Source organism: Pseudomonas sp. S44, from assembly GCF_016624805.1.
In the GTDB taxonomy this organism is placed as follows: domain Bacteria; phylum Pseudomonadota; class Gammaproteobacteria; order Pseudomonadales; family Pseudomonadaceae; genus Aquipseudomonas; species Aquipseudomonas machongensis.
This window is the reverse complement of record NZ_JACVTY010000008.1, coordinates 113,888-132,558: the sequence shown is the minus strand read 5'-3', so window position 1 is coordinate 132,558 and position 18,671 is coordinate 113,888. Positions and strand designations below refer to the sequence as shown.

Here is an 18,671-nt window from a genome sequence, read left to right as displayed (position 1 = left end):
GGGCCTCAGTCTTGCGCGAGCGTGTCGTCGCCGAGCAGGGCCAGGTCCAGGTGGATCTGGTCGAGCTGCGGCTGCAACGGCGTTTGCCGGTAGTCAGGGTAGAGCACCTGGCTCCAGTTGGCGTTGGCCATCTGTTTTTGCTGGTAGCCCCGCACATCGGCGCTGCTGCGCTCGAGCAGCGTGGCGTTGACCAGCCCGCCCAGGCGCTGCACCACCGCGCCGCCGTTGGCGGTGAGGGTGGTGCTGTCGGTGTCGTGGACGATATAGGCGCCGCTGTCGCTGTCGGCATCGATCAGCAGCACACCGTCGTCGACCTGTAGCAGGTTGCTCCCGCTGGCGAAGTTCAGCGCCGGGCCACTGTCGCTGCGGGCGGTAAGGGTCAGGTTGCCGTGGCCAGCGGCGATCAGGCTGTTGGCACCGCTGCCCGAGCCGTTGAAGGTGATGCCGGTGGCGCCGTTGCTGCCGGTGCCGCTCAGGCTGATATCGCCACCTGCCGACTGGATCATCACACCATTGGGCCCGGTGCGCAGGAACACGCCGTTGCCGTTGGCGCCGCCGTCGCTGCGCCCGTTCAGGCTGATGGCGCCATCCTGGGTGGCGATGGTGACCGAGCTGCTGGCGCTCGAGGGGTAGAAGTGGATGCCGTTGGCCTGCTGCGAATAGCCCTGGAGGCTGATCGAGCCGCTGCCGGTGGCGCGCAGGTCGGTCTGCCCGGTGAGCATGCTGATGCCATGGGCAGCGACCGCGCTGCCGTCGAGGCTGAGGGTGCCGTTTTCGACGCTCAGGCGGTTGATGCCACTGCTGTAGAAGTCGATGGCATCACCTGCGGCGGTAGCGCGGCCGACCAGGCTGACATTGCCGGAGCCGGTGTTCTGGATGATGTTGGTGACGCTGAGCAGGGCGATACCGTGGTCCAGTTCGTCGTTGTTGGGCGAGTGGAAGTGGCCGTCGAGCAGGATGTTGCCGCCGTTGGAACTGATGCGGTTGGTCGAGGCGGTGCCGCTGCCGCCCAGGGCGATGGCATCGGAGGTGCCGACCGAGTCGCCACGCAGGGTGATGTTGCCAGTCCCTGTGGTGATGGCTACGCCGCGCGAGCTGCCCGTGGAGTTGAGGAAGATGCCGTAGCCGCCCCAGCTGTTGCTGCTGGTGCCGCTGATCAGCACATCGCCGCTGTCGCTGCCCAGGTCGATGGCGGCGCCACGGCCGGATGGCGCGATGTCGACGCCGCGCCCCGAGGCGCTGGTGCCTTCCAGCACCAGGTTGCCGCTGGCGCTGTTGACGCGGATGTTCGAGTAGTCGCCGCTGGCATCCAGGTAGAGCGCACGGAACGAGCCGGAGCCGGTGTTGATCACCGCGTTGTCGGCTCTGAGCCGCACGTCGCCTGCGCTGCTGGCGATGTTGATGCGTGAGCCCGGTGTGTTGGCGTTGCCGTTGCCCGCCGCGATCAGCGCCAGGGCCGGGGTGCCGCCGCCAGTGGTATTGCCTTCGACGGTGATGTCGCCAGCGCTGGTCAGGTTGATCGAAGCGCTGGCGCCCGTGACGTTGAGCGCGGTGCCATAGCTGCCGCCGCTGTCGCCACCGAGCACGATGCGCCCGCCGTTGTCGCCGCGCAGGTTGACCGCGCCGGTGCCGGAGGCGGCCACATACAGGCCGCGGTTGCTGGCGCTGCTGCCCTTGAGCGTAAGCGTACCGCTGCCCACCGAAAGATTCTGCGTGGAGCCTGCGGCGGTGGAGCAGACCAGCACGCCGAAACCTAAGACGGCATTGCCGCTGAGGGTGACATTGCCCGCGCCGCGGGCGGCGATGTTGTTGCTGGTGCTGAACACCCGCGCGCCGTTGCCGCCGCCGAGGTTGTCGGCGCTGATGGCGATCGAACCTGCGCCGTCGGTGAGCAGGTTGCTGCCGCCGGTGAGGATGAAGGCATCGCCTGTGCCGCTGGTGCTGGCCTGGCGGGCAATGATGTTTATGTTGCCGCCACCGGCATCCAGGGTACTGCCGGAGATGTTCACCGCCGTGGCGCTGGCGCCTGATGCCAGGGTGCTCGAAGTCGCACCACGGATGCTGATGTCGCCACCGTTGGTGGTGATCCGCGTGCCGTTGCTGATGGCCACGCCCGTGCCGTTGCTGACGTTGGTGCTGGCGTAGCCATTGACCGGGTCGGCCGCGCTGCCGAGGGTGAGCTTGCCGCCGTTGGTGTTGATGGTGGCGTTGTTCAGGGCGATGGAGCCGTTGCCGCTGTTGTTGAAGTTCGACAGCATCGAGACGTTCAGCGACTTGCCGTCGGCGTTGCTGATGCTGGTGCCGTTCATGTTGACGTTGCGGTGGGCGATCAGCGTCAGGCTGGCATTGCCTCGGGCCTTGACGTTGTCCAGGACGTTGATGTCACCGGAGGTGCCCGCCCCGGAAGAGGTCTGCACGATGATATTGGCGCCTTCGCTGAGCGAAGCGTTGAGCGTCGCCGAGCTGAGGTTGGAGCTGCGCCCGGCGTTGGGGGTGAACGGGCTGCTGCTGGAGGTGCCATTGCTGGCGCCGCTGGTGATGTTGATGTTGAACGGATCGAGCAGCCAGGTGCCGCCCTGGCCGGACGCTGCGGCCAGGTTGACCAGGCCGGTGACGTCCAGCGCGTTGCCGGAGGTCTCGACCAGGCCGCCCTTGCCGGCGCCGGCGCCCGTGGCGCTGATCACCCCTTCGAAGCGGGTGCTGTCACGCGACCAGAGGATGACCTTGCCACCGTCGCCGTCGCCCAGTGCGTTGGCCTCGATACGCGCATTCTCGCCCATGTAGGTCGCCGTGGCCTGGTGCAGCGGGCCGCTGCCCTGGTAGTCGCCGCCCAGCAGTACGGTGCCGCCGCCGGTGCTGCCGGAGGTGTCGATGCGGCCTTGCTCGAACAGGCCGACGTATTCGCCGGTCAGGGTCACGTTGCCGCCATGCTCGCCTGCGCCACGGCCGGAGGCGTCGATCACCCCGCTATTGGCGACCACGCCATTGTCACCGCCGTCCAGGACAATCCGGCCGTTGCGCTGTTGCAGGCTGCGCGCCTCGATCACGCCTTCGTTGTTGACCACGCTGCCGACCATTGCATCGCTGGTGCGCGCGCTCATCAGCACGGTGCCGCCGTCGGCCTGCAGCAGGCCGCGGTTGGCGACGCTGGCACCGACCGCAGCTTCATCGACCTGCAGGTTGATCAGGCCGTCGCCGTTGTAGTCGAGGGTAATCTTCTCGCCACCACCGAGCACCACCGAGCCCATGCGCGCGATCACCGCGCCTTCGTTGCGCACCTCGCCACCGAGCAGGGCAACGCTGCCACCGTCGGCGGCGCGCAGGGTGCCCTGGTTGATCACCGCGCCGCGCTGGCCGTCACCCTGGAAGCGCAGGCGACCGGCCTTGAAGTCGTCGTCGTTGATATCCAGGGTACTGGCGACCAGGCCGCCGACGTTGACCGATGCACCGTTGCCGAACAGCACGCCGCTGGGGTTGATCAGGTACACCTGGCCGTTGGCGTTGAGCTGGCCGAGGATCTGCGAGGCGTCGCTGGCGGTCACCCGGTTCAGTGCGACCGCCGAGGCGTTGGGCTGGTGGAAGTTGACCTGGGCGTCCTTGCCGATGTTGAAGCGCTCCCAGGTGGCGATCAACTGCTGGCTGTTCTGGGTCACGTCCAGCACATTGCCGGCCTGGCTGATGCCGCCGCTGCCGGAGGTGATCTGGCCGTTCGTTGGCAGGGCGCCTGCGTCCAGCGCCATGGCGTGCTGCGGCATCAGGCCGTGCACGGCGCAAAGTACCGCGAGGGCCAGGGGTTTGAGTGTCGGTCGTTGGCGACGACGGGAAAGGGTGGCGTGCATGGTCGTCTCCTCAGAACGAATAGTTGAAGCCGGTGCCGATGGCGTTGATCGTGGTGCCCACGCCCGGCGAGTAGCCGCTGGCGGCAAAGGCGCCGACCACGGCGAAGTTGTAGTTGGCCAGCGATTCGTTCTGCAGCAGCACGTAGTGGGCGAAAATCTCGCTGTTGCGGCTCAGGCGATAACCCACGCCCAGGGCGTACTGGCGTGCACCCATGCCGCTGGTGTCGCACTGATAACCGGCCGCCGAGATCATCTTGCAATCGCCGGCCAGGGCGCGGGCGTAGCTGGCACGCAGGCGCCAGGCGCCGAGGCGGTGGCTGACGCCGAGCATGTAGGCGCGGCGCTTGTAATCGGACAGGTCGCTGACGTTGAGGCTGTTGTTCACCACGCCGTCCTCGGCGTAGTGCAGTTCGTCGGCCACCAGCGACAGCTGGGTATTGCCGATCTGGTAGCCCAGGCCCAGGCGGTAGCTGTAGTCGTTGGACGAGGTGCCGTCGGTGACATGGGTGTTGCTGCCGACCCCACGCGAGTTGCGGCCAAGGCTGGCGATGCCGAAATAGTCGACATGGCGCTCGGCCGCAGCCACCGCAGTGAAGCCACCGTTCTGGTAGGTCAGGCTGCCGCCATAGAGGTAGCCGTTGTCGACGTCTTCGGCGGCGCGGGTGCCGTTGTTGGAGTAGGCCAGCTTGAGCGTCAGGCCGTTCCACTCCGGCGACCACCAGGCGACCATGCCGGACTGGCGCCGGTTGAACGCGGCATCGGAGCTTTCGCTGCTGTCGGCCCTGCTGGCCGGGCCGTTGACGTTGCTGGCCATGCTGACGTTGAAGCCCGGCGAGCCGATGATGTTGTAATAGGCGCCAGCGGTCTTGCCGTTGAACGGATCGAGGCTGGTGGTGCTCTCCTTGAGCGGCATGTCCCAGACCCCGTAGAGCAGGGTGCCGTAGCGGTCGTCGTCGAAGGCCACGGCGGAGTTGCGCAGGCGGGTGTTGGGCGAAATCGACTTGGGCGCGGTTTCGTCGCCCGACAGCGTGTAGTTGACCGAGATGCCGTATTCGAGCTGCCACAGGAAGCGCGAGGTGTCGCTGATCGGGATACCGGCACGGGCACCGACATAGGAAACGTTGTCGCGGGCACGCAGGTAGCTGTTCATGTTGCGCCCGTTGGGCGTGGCCAGTTTGCTCTGGTCGGCGGGGGCGGCGCGGGTCGAGTCGCGCCGATCGACGTACTCGGGCACCAGGCCCAGCGAGCCGTAGAGGGTCAGCTCGGTGCTCTTGTCACGAAAGTCCTCGCGGGTGCCGAGGTCTTTGGCCAGGCCCGCGAAGGCCTGCGGCGAGCCGCTGACCGAGAGCCAGAAACGCTTGGCGTCGCGCTCGTCGCTGGTCGGGTCGTCGCCGTTGGAGAAGGCCAGGCTGGCGTTCATCACCAGGTCGCGGTGATAGATGTTCAGGCCCACGCCGTAGCCGTGGCGGCTGAGGCTGTTCTCGCTGTCGTCCCAGGGCTTCTTGTTGACCTTCACCCGCCCCGCATCGGCGAACAGCGCACCTTCGGCGATGGCGCCATGGATGTTGCCCAGGTACTTGCGCAGCTCGACCCGGCCGAGCAGGCCTTCGTCACCGGCCGCTTCGCCGACCCCGTAGGCGCGCACACCGTTGGGGCCGCCGAGGGTGAATTTCTCCGAGCTGTCGAGGTTCTTGTCGGCCCACTGGCCGCTGATGGCGGCATACAGCGAGTAACCGCCGCCGAGCGCCTGCAGGCGGCTGAACGACAGGGTGCCCTTGTGGTAGGTGCCGGCGGCCTCGGCGGTCAGCGCGTCGAGGGCGGCGTCGAGCGGGGTGTTCTTGTCCAGGTGGCCGATGCCATAGCCCAGGCTCCAGCGGTTGCTGCCGGCCCAGCCGTCACGCCAGTCGCCGTACAGGGTCAGGCCGCGGAACACGGCGCTCTTGCGCACCTCGAAGGCGCCAGCGGCGTCGTCGAAGTAACGGTGTTCCTGGGCCAGGTTCAGGCCGATGTTGGCGTCGCGGCTGCGCAGCAGCGAGGCATCGACGAACAGTGCCGAAACCTCGGCGCTGCCGCTGGCGTTGGCGGTCTTCAGGCCCTTGCCGATGCTGTAGTCCATCTCGGCGTAGCTGGCGCCGACGCTGATGCCGCTGGCACCCAGCGGCAAGCGCATGCCCACGCCCTTGATATCCAGGCCCTCGAAGCTGGCCTGGTTGTTGAAGTACAGGCTTTCGCCGAAGCCGAAGGCGTCGTTGAGGCTGACGTTGGTGCTCATCCGGTTGCTGCCGGTGTAGTAGTTGCCGTAGTTGTCGAAACTGACCCGGCCGGTCCAGGCAGTCATCTCGCTCAACTTCAGCACGATATCGGCAGCGCCCGGCTGGCGCGAGGGTTGCAGAACCGCGCGTACGGAAACACCGGCAATATCGGAGAGGCGCAGCAGTACGCGCTCCATGTCCTGCTCGCGAATCACGCTGCCGCTGGGCAGTGCGTCGACGAAACGCTGCTGCATGCCGGCATTCAGGCGCACACCCGGCCCCGGCTCGGTGCGCACCGTGCCGACCTTGCCCTCACGCACCTCGAGGGTGACCACGCCGCCTTCGATTTCCTGCGGCGGCAGGTAGGCGCGGGCCACCAGGTAACCGCGGCTGCGGTACAGCGCGGTGATGCGGTCGGCGGCGGCACGCAAGCCGTTGAGGTGGAGTTCGCGGCCGAGGTCGTTCTGCAATTCCTGTTGCAGGCGCGATTCGCTGATCTCGCGGTTGCCGGTGAGCTTGAAGGCCGTGACCTTGAAGCTGAACGAGGGGCCCGGCGGATTATTGCCTTGGGCCTGGCGCTGATCGTCCTCGGCCTCGATGCGCACGCTGCCTTGGGGCTGCTGGCTGCGCTGCGCCGGGCGCAAGCTGTCGCGGTTGGTGTCGAACAGTGAGCCGGCGCTGGGCAGGGTTTCACCCTGGGCCTGGCCGGCGAGCACGGCGGCGGTGAGGAACGTCAGGGCGCGCGGGTGCAACGCCCGGCGCACGGAGGCGGCGAGATAAGTCCGGGTCATGGCAGATTCTTTTTGTTGTTTTTGTAGGAAGTGCGAACGGCGTCAGCGGGTCGGGAACAGGGTCCTGGCAACGCTTTTCGCGGCGAACAGGCGGGCGGCGTTATGGCCGACCTTACTGACCTGGAATTGCAGGTGGTCGATGGGGATGTGCCATTTCTGCGCGAGGAAGGCTTCGTAGCGCAGGTAGTTGAGCTGGCGCTCGACACGGGTATCGCCCTGCATGGCAGCGCCACAGGCGCGGTCCATCACTCGGTCGTCCGGTTTGTTGTCGAGCTCGCCGACCATGTAGGTCAGGTTGCGTGCGGCATAGCGCTGGAACACCTGGGTGGCGTTCAGGCCCTGGCGGGTGAAGTACGCCGGCGCCCGCTCCAGGCCATAGCGGTACTGGTTGTAGCTTGGGCACATGACCGTGAGCACCGGCTTGAAGGCGCCGTCCTGCACGCGGTTGTCGTCCAGGTAGAGGTAGGACGAGGGGCTCGACACCACGTAGCGCACCTGGATGCCACTGGCGCGCAGGCGTTGGTCGCCGTCGCCGAGCAGGGTGTAGCGCTGCATCAACTGACCACCGGCGGAGTGACCGATGAGCACGATTTCCTTCAATGCAGGGAAATGCTGGCGGTTGCCGAGGTAGGCGAGAAGGTCGTCGAGCACGGTGAAACCGGCGATACCGGCGCGCCCGCTCTGCGACTCGGTGCCGTGCATCCATTTGTCCTTGGGCCACAGCGGCATGTCGTCGCCGGCACGGCGGTCGCTGGGGGTGAGGAAGTTGGGCGCCAGCAGCAAGGTGTCGCTGGCGCTGAAACCCGCGTTTTCCAGCAGCTTTTCGCCGCTGTCGTAATAGTCGTCGGCGTTGCGGCGCACACCATGCAGCAGCACCACGGCGCGCTGCACGGGCAGGCTGGCACGCTGCAGGTCGTTGTTGGCGAAGGCAAGGAAGTTGTAGGGGGCAGTGTCGCCCAGGCGCAGGGTCTGGGGGGCGGCGACGGCCTGGACGGCCAGCAGGCTGGCGGTCAGGAGCAGCAGGGAGCGGGCGAGTATGCGCAGAACGTGATGCGGCATGTAACCACCTCGTAAGCGTGCGGTCCGGTCGTATCCCGTGGCAGTGTGTGGGATCGGCCGGTTTGATTGGAGTTATGGCGCCGATCCTAGCAGCGGTTTTTGCCGAGATAAAATATCTTGAATCGAGTGTCTTGATATCTTGAAAGTATCAAGTTGCCATTGCCGCTCTCCATACTAGAGAGATATTGGTTGGATATTTTTAATATATTTTTAATCTTCCAAACCCGCCGCTAGCATCCCGCCATGTTCGCCCCTCCTGAGCGACACACTCGCGGAACCGAAACCATGACAACAAGAAAGACCCCGCTCTACCTGGCCATTGCCTACGCCCTGTTCGCCGCTGCCACGGCCCAGGCCGCCAACACCGCCGACCTGCCGTGCAAGACCACCGCTGAATGCGCCGAGCAGGCGCGCAAGATCGGCGCCACCGTCGACAAGTCCGCGCTCAAGGGGGGCCAGCAGGAAAGCCAGTTCGACTGGCTGAACCGCATCAACAAGGCCTCCATCGTCATGCTCACCGAGCAGGGCATCGTGCCAGCCGACCAGGGCAAGGTGATCGCCGGCGGCGTGCGCTATGCCATCGACCAGGCCAAGCAGCCCGACGGCAAGCGCCCCAGCGATGTGTTGCAGCTCGAGCAGGTGATGATCGACAAGATTGGCCCGCAGGCTTCGTTGATCCACTCCGGGCGCAGCCGCCAGGACATGTACGCCACCTATCGCCTGGCCTCGCTGCGCGCCGAAGTGCTGGACTACAGCGACGCCCTGAACGCCACCCGCCAGCGTCTGCTCAAGCTGGCCTCGGTCAACGTCGACACTCTGGTGCCGGCCTACACCAACGGCGTGCAGGCCATGCCGATCAGCTACGCCCACTACCTGCTGGCCTATGAGGCGTCGTTCCAGCGCGATGCCCAGCGCATTCACGACCTCTATGCGCGCCTGAACCTGAGCCCGATGGGCACCGCGGTGCTGGCCAATTCCGGTTACCCGCTCAACCGCGAGCGCCTGGCAACGCTCTTGGGCTTCGATGGCCTGCGTGAGAACTCGCTGGATGCCAGCCAGGTGTCGACCTACGACATTCCGCTGGAGGCTGCGAGCATTGCCTCGTCGTCGGCCATTCGCGTGGGCGCGATCATTGGCGATATCCACACCCAGTACCACCAGACCCGCCCGTGGCTGCTGCTCGACGAGGGTTCGACCTACACCAGCAGCGCCATGCCGCAGAAGCGCAATCCAGGCTTGCTGATGCGCACCCGCGAGTCGGCTTCCGATGTGGTCGGCTTGGCCAACGCCACCACCGTGCGAGCGCATAACGTCACTACCGGTATGACCGACTACAAGGCCGCGTTCGACGACCTGGGGCTGTTCAAGTCGGCCAACGAAATGTTCGAGCGCATGGACCTGGTGCTCGATGCCCTGCAGATCAACGCTGCTCGGGCCGAAGAGGAACTGGACGCAGACTGGACCACGTCGATGGAGCTGGCCGACACCCTGGAGCGCCAGCACCACGTGCCGTTCCGCATCGGCCACAGCTTTGCCTCGCTGATCGTCGAGAAGGCCCGTGCCGAGGGCACGCTGCCCAAGGACTTCGCCTACGCCGATGCCCAGGCGCTCTATACCCAGGCGGCGAAGAAGTACAAATGGCAGGACGACCAGCTACCGCTGAGCGAGGCCGCCTTCCGCGCCAGCCTGTCGCCACGGGCGATGGTCGAGAGCCGCCAGGGCACTGGCGGGCCACAGCCGAACGAAGTGCGGCGCATGCTGATGGAAGCGGGCAAGCGCCTGGCGGCGGACCAGGACTGGATGAAGCTGCACCGGCAGAAGCTGGTGGATGCCGATGTGGCGCTGGACAAGGCGTTCGACAAGCTCGCGGGGCAGTAAAGCCGCCTTGGAGAAACTGGCCTGCTCAAAATCCAAAGGCCAGCCCGACCCCTGTGGGAGCGGGCTTGCCCGCGAAAAGCACGCCGCGGTGCATGGCACCGGCTGTGCCGGTGTTCGCGGGGGGGGGCAAGATTGCTTGGGAATTATCCTGCGCGTCACACAGCCGTTTCTCTGTTGTTGAAGATAAGCATCGGGACTAACTTCCCGGGGTCGCCATAGGGTGAACCGGGTTTGAGAGCCGTGCCTTTCAAGATGTTTGCGTAGAGGCTGGCAGGTGCTTGCCGAAAGCTTTTCAGCGCCTATGAGATCGAGCGCCGCCCGCGCGGCGCTTCGCGGGCAAGCCCGCTCCTACAGTTTGTTTCGGGCCAATGAATCCTGTGGCATTTTCGCGCGACCCCTTTGGCGCACGGCACGTTACCGAGTCGTACACACCAGGCGGTCGCGCGCCTATGGCACAGGCATAACTGGCCCGAAACAAACTGTAGGAGCGGGCTTGCCCGCGAAGCGCCGCGTGGGCGGCGCTCGATCTCACAGGCGCTGAAAAACTTCTGGCAAGCACCTGTCAGCCCTCACGCAATCACATGCGAACACCTTGAAACAGAAGGGTGTGAGAACCCGCTATCTATTTGCAGTTCAACGCTGTCATGGCAGCTGTGCGTGGGCAGGCTTACGCCTGGCCGGCTGATTGATCTCTATGGACCGGTCTCTCACCCCACGTAACAGCTGCCACCCATCTGGCAGCGGGCTTGCCCGCGAAAAGTACACCACGGTGTATGGCACCGGCTGTGCCGGTATTCGGGGCGGTTCGACGCCCCGCCGAGCGACCTCAGAAAATTCCGAATCTCGCCGGCATCCCTTCAGTTCAAGGTTGCTTGGGAATTATCCTACGCGTCACGCAGCCGTTTCTCTGTTGTTGAAGATAAGCATCGGGACTAACTTCCCCGGGTCGCCCATATGGCGACCGGGTGTGAGAGCCCGCTATACAACACCGAGTAACGCTGTCATGGCAGCTGTGCGTGGGCAGGCTTTATGCCTGGCCGGCTTTTGCTCTGTGTTGGTCCGGTCTCTCACCCCACCACAGCTGCCACCCTATCCTGTGAGAGGGATGGAGTAGTCGGCTTTCGACAACTCAACACAGGGCAACACCATGAAAAAGATCGTCCCCGATCCACCCCGCCTCAAGCTCATCAATACTCCCTACTTCTCCATCCACGCCGACCTGATTCCCCCGGACGCCCTGGCTCACGCCAGCGAGCTGTTGCGCGGTGTCAGCGAGACCCTCGACGAGCACTGTCGCTCCGTGGCCGGTGCTCCCGGTCTGAACATGCTCGCCAACGCCGCGCATGCCGCCGAAACAGCGCGGGCCTTGATCGAACACGCCCTCAAACGGATGTGATGGAGGTTTGTCCATGAATGAAAACACCACGCCAGGCATCGCCACGGCCCTCGGGATGTTCCGCGTACAACCCGGTATTCCCGTGGATCAGGCATTCGACGAAGTGTCGTTGCTGCTCGGTTGCGTGCGCGATCTGAGCCAGGGCAGTGACGAGGACATCGCCCCTGCTGCCCTGACGGCATTGAGGTATCTCAGCGCGATGGCCAAGGCTTTGCTGAACGACCTTGAGGTGGCCAGAAACCAGCAGGTTTGACTGCAAAACCAGCAGGCTATTCGGAGCGCCGCACTGCTGCGAACACCGGCAAGGCCGGTGCCATGCACCGCGGTGCTTTTTTCGCGGGCAAGCCCGCTCCTACAAACCGCCCGCGATCCACCTTCCTGGGGCAGTCCACACCTGTGGGAGCGGGCTTGCCCGCGAAAAGTACACCGCGATGCATGGCACCGGCTGTGCCGGTGTTCGCGGCGGTTCGGCGCCCGACAAGCCCGCTCCTACAGTTGTCCTAGCCTAACACCTCGCGCAACCGCCCTCGATCCACCTTCCCGTGCCACCAGGCAATCGCCAGGCACGCCACGCAATTGCCCACCACATTGGTCACCGACCGGCATTTCATCAGCCGCTCCACGCCAATCAGCAAACCGATGCTCTCCAGCGGCACGATGTCCAGCACGCTCAGGGTCGCAGCCAGGGTGACGAAGGCCGAGCCGGCCACGCTGGTCGAGCCGAGCGAGGTGAACAGGCTGACCAGCACGATGGTCGCCAGCAGCGAGGGAGTCAGGTCGATATGCCCAAGCTGTGCGAGAAACAGCACCGCGACGATCAGGTACAGGCTCGAGCCATTGAGGTTGAAGCTGTAGCCGGCAGTGAGGGTCAGGCGCAGGGTCTGGCTGTCGCAACCCGCCGCTTCGAGCTTTTCCACCAGGCGCGGCAGGGCGGCCACCGACGAGCCGGTCGAGATCACCAGCAGCAATTCTTCCTTGATGTAGCCCACCAGCCGCGCCAGGCGACAGCCGAGCAGACGCATCACCAGCAGCGGCACCAGCAGCAGGTAGGCCAGGCACGCGGCGTAGGCAGCAACGACGAACTTGGCCAGGGGAATGGCGGCGTCCAGGCCGTACTTGCCGATGATGAAGGCGATGGCACCAAACGCGGCCAGCGGCGCGAAGCTGACGATCAGGCGCATGATGCGGAACATCCAGGCCATGGTCCGGTCGAGCTGGCGGGTCAGGCGTCGGCCGGTTTCGCCGCTGCGCCCCAGCAGCAGGCCACACACCAGTGCGGCCAGCAGCACCTTGAGGATCGGGCTTTCTTCCAGCGAGTCGAGCAGCAGGGTCGGCAGGCGCGAGAGCATCGGACCGTCGCCGGCCAGCAGCGGCACCGACCACACATGGCTGGAGCTTTCCAACCCTGCGCCAGGGCGTAGCAGCAAAGCCACCGCCAGTCCAATCAGCAGCGAAAGCAACGACATCAGTTGCCAGTAAGCCATGGCCTTGAGGCCGAGGCGGGCGGTGGCGCGGTAGTCGCTCAGGGCGGCGGTGCTGGAGCAGACCAGGATGAACATCACCACCGGGGCACAGAAGCCGATGATGGAAATGAACAGGTCACTGAGCGGCTTCATCTGCACCGCCAGGTCCGGCTGCCAGACACCCAGCAGCGCACCGGCCAGCAGGGCGAGCAGGAGCAGGGCAAGGTCTGAGCGAGAGCGATTGCGGATCATCGGCAGTTTTTGTTTTTTTCCGGTTTGCCGATTCTAGCGTGAATGGTGCGAGGACTGCGCATGCGCCACAATGCTCCTCGCCACCCGCCCCCGGAGCCTGCATGGAACTTCGTCACCTTCGTTACTTCGTCATGGTCGCTCAGGAAAAGCACTTCACCCGTGCCGCCGCGCGGCTGAACATGCAGCAACCGCCACTCAGCCAGCAGATCCGCGCACTGGAACAGGAGCTGGGCTTCGACCTGTTCATCCGCCATGCCAAGGGTGTCGACCTTACCGCTGGCGGCGAGGTCTTCCTTCAAGAGGCCCTAGACATCCTGCAACGGGTCGAGAACGGTGCGCAGAAGGCGGCGCGCACGGCCAAGGGCATCGAAGGCAACCTCAAGGTCGGCTTCACCAGCTCGGCGGCGTCCCATCCATTGATCCCCCGCATCATCCGGCGCTACCGCGACCTCTACCCGGACGTCGATATCGCCTTGCACGAAGGCAACGCCCGCGAACTGACCGACGAGGTGAGCGACGACAGTGTCGATATCGGCATCCTTCGCGCGCCGGTCGACCGCCCACGCGGCATCGCCTATCACCGGTTGCTCAACGAAGAACTGGTGCTGACCCTGCCGGTTGGCCATCGCCTGCTCGACAGCGGTGCGGCCATTGCCCTCAAGGACCTGGCCGACGAGCCGTTCATCCTGGTGCGCCGCCCGGGGGCGCCGGGGATGTACGCCAATTTGCTGCAGGCCTGTCGCAATGCGGGGTTCGAGCCGAAGGTGGCGTTCGAGGTCGAGCGCATGCTGACCAACGTCAGCCTGGTGGCCGCAGGGGCTGGGGTGTCGGTGGTGCCGACCTCGATGCGCGGGTTTCATGAGCACAGCGTGGCCTACCGGCCAATTCGCGATGCCCGGCCACGGCTGGCGGCGCCGATTACCCTGCTGTGCCGGCAGGACAACCCGTCGCCGCAGGCGGTGAATTTTGTGGCGTTGGCGCGGGAGCTGGGCAGCGAGTTGCGCCGTGAACGACGGGAGGCCGGTGGTGGTTCGTTAGCTTCGGGCTAATGACAACGCGGCGCCTGGCTAACAAGGGCTGGGCGCTGGGAGGGTAGGGTGGTAGCAACACTGCAAAGCCTGCGGCGAAACGATTTTGGCCGACAGGCTTGTGGTGGCTGTTCCGGGGCCCAAAGGGGGGGGGGGGGGGGGGGGGGGGGGCGGGGGGCCATTGCGCCCCGCGATGAGGCCCTGAAGATCACCCCCTTCGAGAGCCCCGTCATGTCATCCGCCCGCTTCACCCTGTTCACCGCCTCGGCGGTGTGCGCCCTGATCATCCTCGACACCAATATCGTAGCGGTCAGCCTGCCCAGCATCGCTCGTGACCTGTCCGGCTCGTTCGCCGACATCGAATGGGTGGTCAGCGCCTACCTGCTGGCCTTCGCCGCAGCCCTGCTCCCGGCCGGCAGCCTGGCCGATCGTTTCGGCCGACGGCGCATGCTGCAACTGGGGCTGGGCCTGTTCGGCCTGGCCTCGCTGGCCTGCGGCGCCGCGCCGACACTGATGTTTCTCGACCTGGCCCGGGCCGCCAAGGGCCTTGGTGCGGCGCTGCTGCTCACCGCCGCGCTGGCGGCCATCGGTCACCGCTTCCACGAACCCGAGGAGCGCCTGCGCGCCTGGGCGTTCTGGGGGGCTTGCATGGGCGCGACCATCACCTTCGCACCGCTGCTTGGCGGCTTGATCGCCAGCACCTTGGGCTGGCGCTGGATCTTCTACATCAACCTGCCACTGGTGGTGGTGCTGGCGTTCATGGTCCGGCGCAGTGTCGAGGAATCGCGTGACAGCGCCGCCGCCCGCCTCGACCCGTTCGGCAGCCTGACCTTCGCGGGTGCGTTGGGCTACTTGATCTGGGCGCTGATCGATGCCAACCGCGTCGGCTGGGACAGCGCCCCCACCCTCGGGCGCCTGGTGATCGCGGCGTTCCTGTTCTTCCTCTTCGTGTTGGTCGAGCGCAACCAGTCGCGGCCGATGATCGACCTGCAACTGATGCGCAGCGGGCGCTTCATCGGCGCTCTGCTCGGCATGTTCGCCTATGCCGCCTGCGCCCAGGTGATGATGACCTTGCTGCCGCTGTACCTGCAGAACGGCCTGCAACTGCCAGCGCTGGCCGCAGGTGCAGGCATGCTGCCGTTCGCCCTGGCGATGCTGCTGACTCCCCGCCTGGGCATGCGCCTGTCGGCACGGCTCGGCTCGGCGCGCGTGTTCGCCCTGGGGTTGCTGCTGGTGGGGCTGGGCAACCTCTTGTGTTCGGCCGCAGCCGCGTACGGCGGTTATACCCGCTTCGCCCTCGCCAGCCTGGTGCTTGGCGCCGGGGCCGGGCTGCTCAACGGCGATACGCAGAAGAACATCATGGCCTGCGTACCGCGTGAGCGCACCGGCATGGCCTCGGGCTTGAGCACCACCACACGCTTCGGCGCGATCGTGCTGGCCATCGGTGTGCTGGGCGGGATTCTGGCCAGCCGCAGTGCGCAGTTGTTGCGTGAGGCGGTGGCGGGCGTGGCGCCGGGGCAACTGGACAAGGTCGGCGACATGGCGACCCGGGTCGCGGCGGGCGATCTGCCGGCGGCGCTGGCGGTGGTCGATCCGAGTCTGCGCGACACCCTCGCGCCGCTGGCACGCCAAGCCTTCGTCGGCGGTTTCGAAGCGGTGCTGACCAGTGCCGGGGTGGCCGCGCTGGTGTTCGCCGTGGTGGTCGGGCTGCTGCTGAACCGGCCACTTCCCGTGCCAGTCACGCAGCCGACCTGATGATTTAATTTCATGGTCGTTATCAATCAACGCGATTAGAAGGCTTCACATTCTCTGGGTATAAAGCATGCAAAAAATGATGGCAAAAAGCTTTTATGCACTCGGGGGAGGACACCATGTTCAGAGGAATCAGCATCACCATGAGGTTGGCGCTGGGGTTTGCATTGGTCGTTGGGTTGATGCTGGTCATCACCGCCATCGGCGTGCACCGGGTGGGCGGGATCGACGCGCTGCTCACCGAGGTCAGCGGCAACACCACGGTCAAGCAGCGCTATGCGATCAACCTGCGCGGCAGCGTGCATGACCGCGCCATCGCCATCCGCGATGCCGTGCTGACCCACGATGATGGCCAGCTTTCGGGCTTCCTCCAGGACATCAAGCGCCTGGACGACTTCTACCAGACCTCCGCCGTGCCGCTGGCCAAGATGCTCGGCGAGCCCAAGGCTGGTGCTGACGAGCAACGCCTGCAGCAGCAGATCCAGGGTATCGAGCGTACCGCCCAGGCCGCCACCGCACAGTTGCTGGAGCTGCGCCACAAGGGCGACTTCGAGCAGGCTCAGGCGCTGTTGCTGGCCCAGGTCGCGCCGGCGTACAAGGAATGGCTGCGCAGTATCAACGCCTTCATCGACCTGCAGGAAAAGGATGTGGTGCGCGACATCGGCATCGTGCGTGACAGCGCTTCGGGCTTTGCCGGTTTGATGCTCTGGGCCGCGGCCCTGGCTGCGCTGCTCAGCGTCGCCGCCTCGCTGCTGATCATCCGCAGCATTCGCTCGACCCTGGGCGCCGAGCCCGAGGAAGTGGCGCAACTGCTGCGTGGCCTGGCCCGTGGCGAGATCGACCAGAGCGTACGCAGCCAGCATCCGGACAGCGTGATGGGCGCGCTGGGCACCACCAACCGTCACCTCACCGAGATCATCGCCCAGGTCAACCAGGTGGCGACCGACCTGGTCGCCTCGTCCAGCCGCATGAGCCAGGGCGCTGCCGCCAACCAGGGGCGCATGCAGCAGCAGAGCGACGATACTCAGCACATGGCCAGCGCCGTGTCGCAACTGGTGGCCGCGATCAACGAGATCGCCGGTTACGCCGCCGCGGCCGCGCGGGCCTCCGAGGCGGCCGACCAGGAAGTGGATGCTGGCAAGACCGTGGTCGAAGGTACCGCCAGCTCCATGCACGAGCTGGCCCAGGTGCTGGAGTCGGCCACCGAGGCGGTGTTGCAGGTCGCCTCTGACAGCCAGGCCATCGAGAGCATCATCGAGGTGATCAACTCCATCGCCGAGCGCACCAACCTGCTGGCGCTCAATGCCGCGATCGAGGCGGCGCGTGCCGGCGAGTTCGGCCGGGGCTTCGCGGTGGTCGCCGACGAGGTGCGCTCGCTGGCCAACCGCACCCAGGAGTCGACTCGCGAGATCCGCGGCATGATCGGCAAGCTGCAGGAGGGTGCCGGCAAGACTGCGCAGATCGTCGGCGACAGCCGCGAGCTGGCGCAGGGCACGGTGGAGCGTACCCAGGTCGCACAGCGTTCGCTGAACGAGATCCGTCGCGAGGTGGCAGCGATCAGCCAGATGAACAACCAGATCGCCGCGGCTTCGTCGCAGCAGGATGTGGCAGCGAGCATGCTCAGCCAGGACATCAATCGCATCCACGCCTCCTCGCGTGATGCCCACGCAGGTTCCACGCGCCTGGCCGGGGACAGCCAGGAGCTGCTGGAGCTGGCGGATGCGCTGGGCAGCCGCATGGGCTTCTTCAAGACTGCCGGGTAGTCCCTGCAGGCCCGGCCTCTTCGCGGGTAAACCCGCTCCTACAGGGATTGTGAGCTCCTGTGGGAGCGGGTTTACCCGCGAAAAGGCCAACACAGCCCTAAACCCTGTTCGATAAAAAAGAACGCTCAACCACCCCTTCGATAAACCATACTGCGGAAAAACAACAGGTGTTTTTCCGCATGATGACCCTGCGTCAGATTCGCCACTTCATCGCCGTCGCCGAAACCGGCTCGATCTCCGCCGCCGCGCAGGCGGTGTTCATCTCCCAGTCGACCCTCACCCAGGCGATCCAGCAACTGGAAGACGAGATCGGCGTGACCCTGTTCACCCGCCACGCCAAAGGCATGAGCCTGACCCACCAGGGCCACCAGTTCCTGCGCCAGGCGCACCTGATCCTGGCCACCGTGGAAAACGCCAAGCGCAGCCTGCAGCAGAGCACCGACCAGGTCGATGGCCTGCTCACCATCGGCGTCACCAGCCTGGTCGCCGGCTATTACCTGGCCGACCTGATCACCCGCTTCCAGCACGCCTATCCCAATGTCCAAACCCGCGTGGTGGAGGACGAGCGTCCCTACATCGAGCATCTGCTGGTGGCCGGCGAGATCGATGTCGGCGTGCTGATCCTGTCCAATCTCGAAGATCGCCACGCCCTGCAGACCGAAGTGCTCACCCACTCGCCACACCGCCTGTGGCTGCCGCCGCGCCATCCGCTGCTCGAGCGCGACAGCATCAGCCTGGCCGATGTCGCGGGCGAGCCGCTGATCCAGCTCAACGCCGATGAAATGGGCCTGCACACCCAGCGCATCTGGAGCCGTGCCGGGCTTACGCCCAAGGTCACCTTGCGCACCGCGTCGGTGGAAGCGGTGCGCAGCCTGGTGGCGGCGGGGCTTGGGCTGTCGATCCAGGCCGACATGACCTACCGCCCGTGGTCGCTGGAAGGCGACATCATCGAAGCCCGCCCGCTGGCCGACCTCAACGAGACGCTCGACGTGGGCCTGGCCTGGCGCCGGGGCACGGCGCGCACGCCGCTGGTGGACCCGTTCCTGACATTGGCCAGGGGGCAGGGCAGCCAGCGCAAGGTATCGCTTTAATCGAACGAGACTTTCTATATTTAGAATTTGTGAAGCTGCCTGTCGGGCCCTAGTCTCGTTTCTAGTGGACGCGCCCGACCCACAGCGGAGGCGCCATGCACGACGAC

The 18,671-nt window shown here is 65.7% G+C and carries 11 protein-coding genes and 1 pseudogene; 8 read left to right on the top strand and 4 right to left on the bottom strand.

Going from position 1 to position 18,671, the window contains the following annotated elements:
* Positions 1 to 5: 5 nt before the first annotated feature.
* From IAE40_RS09100 to IAE40_RS09090, 3 genes are read right to left on the bottom strand one after another with little or no spacing between them, the layout of a single operon-like run.
* Complete coding sequence (locus IAE40_RS09100) at positions 6 to 3,839, bottom strand: two-partner secretion domain-containing protein (RefSeq protein ID WP_200603061.1); 3,834 nt, start codon at positions 3,837 to 3,839, stop codon at positions 6 to 8.
* Positions 3,840 to 3,849: 10 nt separating this feature from the next.
* Complete coding sequence (locus IAE40_RS09095; RefSeq protein WP_200603060.1) at positions 3,850 to 6,882, bottom strand: porin; 3,033 nt, start codon at positions 6,880 to 6,882, stop codon at positions 3,850 to 3,852.
* Between the two features lie 42 nt (positions 6,883 to 6,924).
* Positions 6,925 to 7,941 (bottom strand): alpha/beta fold hydrolase, encoded by a 1,017-nt coding sequence (locus IAE40_RS09090; RefSeq protein ID WP_234465103.1) that lies wholly within the window; start codon positions 7,939 to 7,941, stop codon positions 6,925 to 6,927.
* Between the two features lie 285 nt (positions 7,942 to 8,226).
* Between IAE40_RS09090 and IAE40_RS09085 the strand changes: the two genes are divergently transcribed.
* From IAE40_RS09085 to IAE40_RS09075, 3 genes are all read left to right on the top strand, one after another.
* Complete coding sequence (locus tag IAE40_RS09085; protein WP_200603059.1) at positions 8,227 to 9,819, top strand: argininosuccinate lyase; 1,593 nt, start codon at positions 8,227 to 8,229, stop codon at positions 9,817 to 9,819.
* Positions 9,820 to 10,966: 1,147 nt separating this feature from the next.
* Positions 10,967 to 11,215, top strand: coding sequence for a hypothetical protein (locus tag IAE40_RS09080; RefSeq protein ID WP_200603058.1), 249 nt, complete (start codon positions 10,967 to 10,969; stop codon positions 11,213 to 11,215).
* 13 nt (positions 11,216 to 11,228) lie between these two features.
* Positions 11,229 to 11,468, top strand: a complete 240-nt coding sequence (locus IAE40_RS09075; protein ID WP_065861877.1) for a DUF3077 domain-containing protein — start codon at positions 11,229 to 11,231, stop codon at positions 11,466 to 11,468.
* A 247-nt stretch (positions 11,469 to 11,715) separates the two neighbouring features.
* On the opposite strand, the gene IAE40_RS09070 is transcribed toward IAE40_RS09075, so the two are convergent.
* Positions 11,716 to 12,930 (bottom strand): cation:dicarboxylate symporter family transporter, encoded by a 1,215-nt coding sequence (locus IAE40_RS09070; RefSeq protein ID WP_200603057.1) that lies wholly within the window; start codon positions 12,928 to 12,930, stop codon positions 11,716 to 11,718.
* Positions 12,931 to 13,031: 101 nt separating this feature from the next.
* On the opposite strand from IAE40_RS09070, the gene IAE40_RS09065 reads away from it, so the two are divergent.
* The 5 genes and pseudogenes from IAE40_RS09065 to IAE40_RS09050 all read left to right on the top strand — a co-directional run bounded on the left by IAE40_RS09065 (position 13,032) and on the right by IAE40_RS09050 (position 18,564).
* Positions 13,032 to 13,979, top strand: coding sequence for a LysR substrate-binding domain-containing protein (locus tag IAE40_RS09065; protein WP_200603056.1), 948 nt, complete (start codon positions 13,032 to 13,034; stop codon positions 13,977 to 13,979).
* Positions 13,980 to 14,189: 210 nt separating this feature from the next.
* Entirely contained in the window at positions 14,190 to 15,713 is a 1,524-nt protein-coding gene (locus IAE40_RS09060) for an MFS transporter (protein ID WP_200603055.1), read from the top strand.
* 95 nt (positions 15,714 to 15,808) lie between these two features.
* Positions 15,809 to 16,345: pseudogene (locus tag IAE40_RS26060) on the top strand (MCP four helix bundle domain-containing protein); the annotation flags it as partial.
* 66 nt (positions 16,346 to 16,411) lie between these two features.
* On the top strand, positions 16,412 to 17,473 hold the full coding sequence (locus IAE40_RS26055; protein ID WP_371926312.1) for a methyl-accepting chemotaxis protein: 1,062 nt from the start codon (positions 16,412 to 16,414) through the stop codon (positions 17,471 to 17,473).
* A 179-nt stretch (positions 17,474 to 17,652) separates the two neighbouring features.
* Positions 17,653 to 18,564 (top strand): LysR family transcriptional regulator, encoded by a 912-nt coding sequence (locus IAE40_RS09050; protein ID WP_054895270.1) that lies wholly within the window; start codon positions 17,653 to 17,655, stop codon positions 18,562 to 18,564.
* Positions 18,565 to 18,671 lie beyond the last annotated feature (107 nt).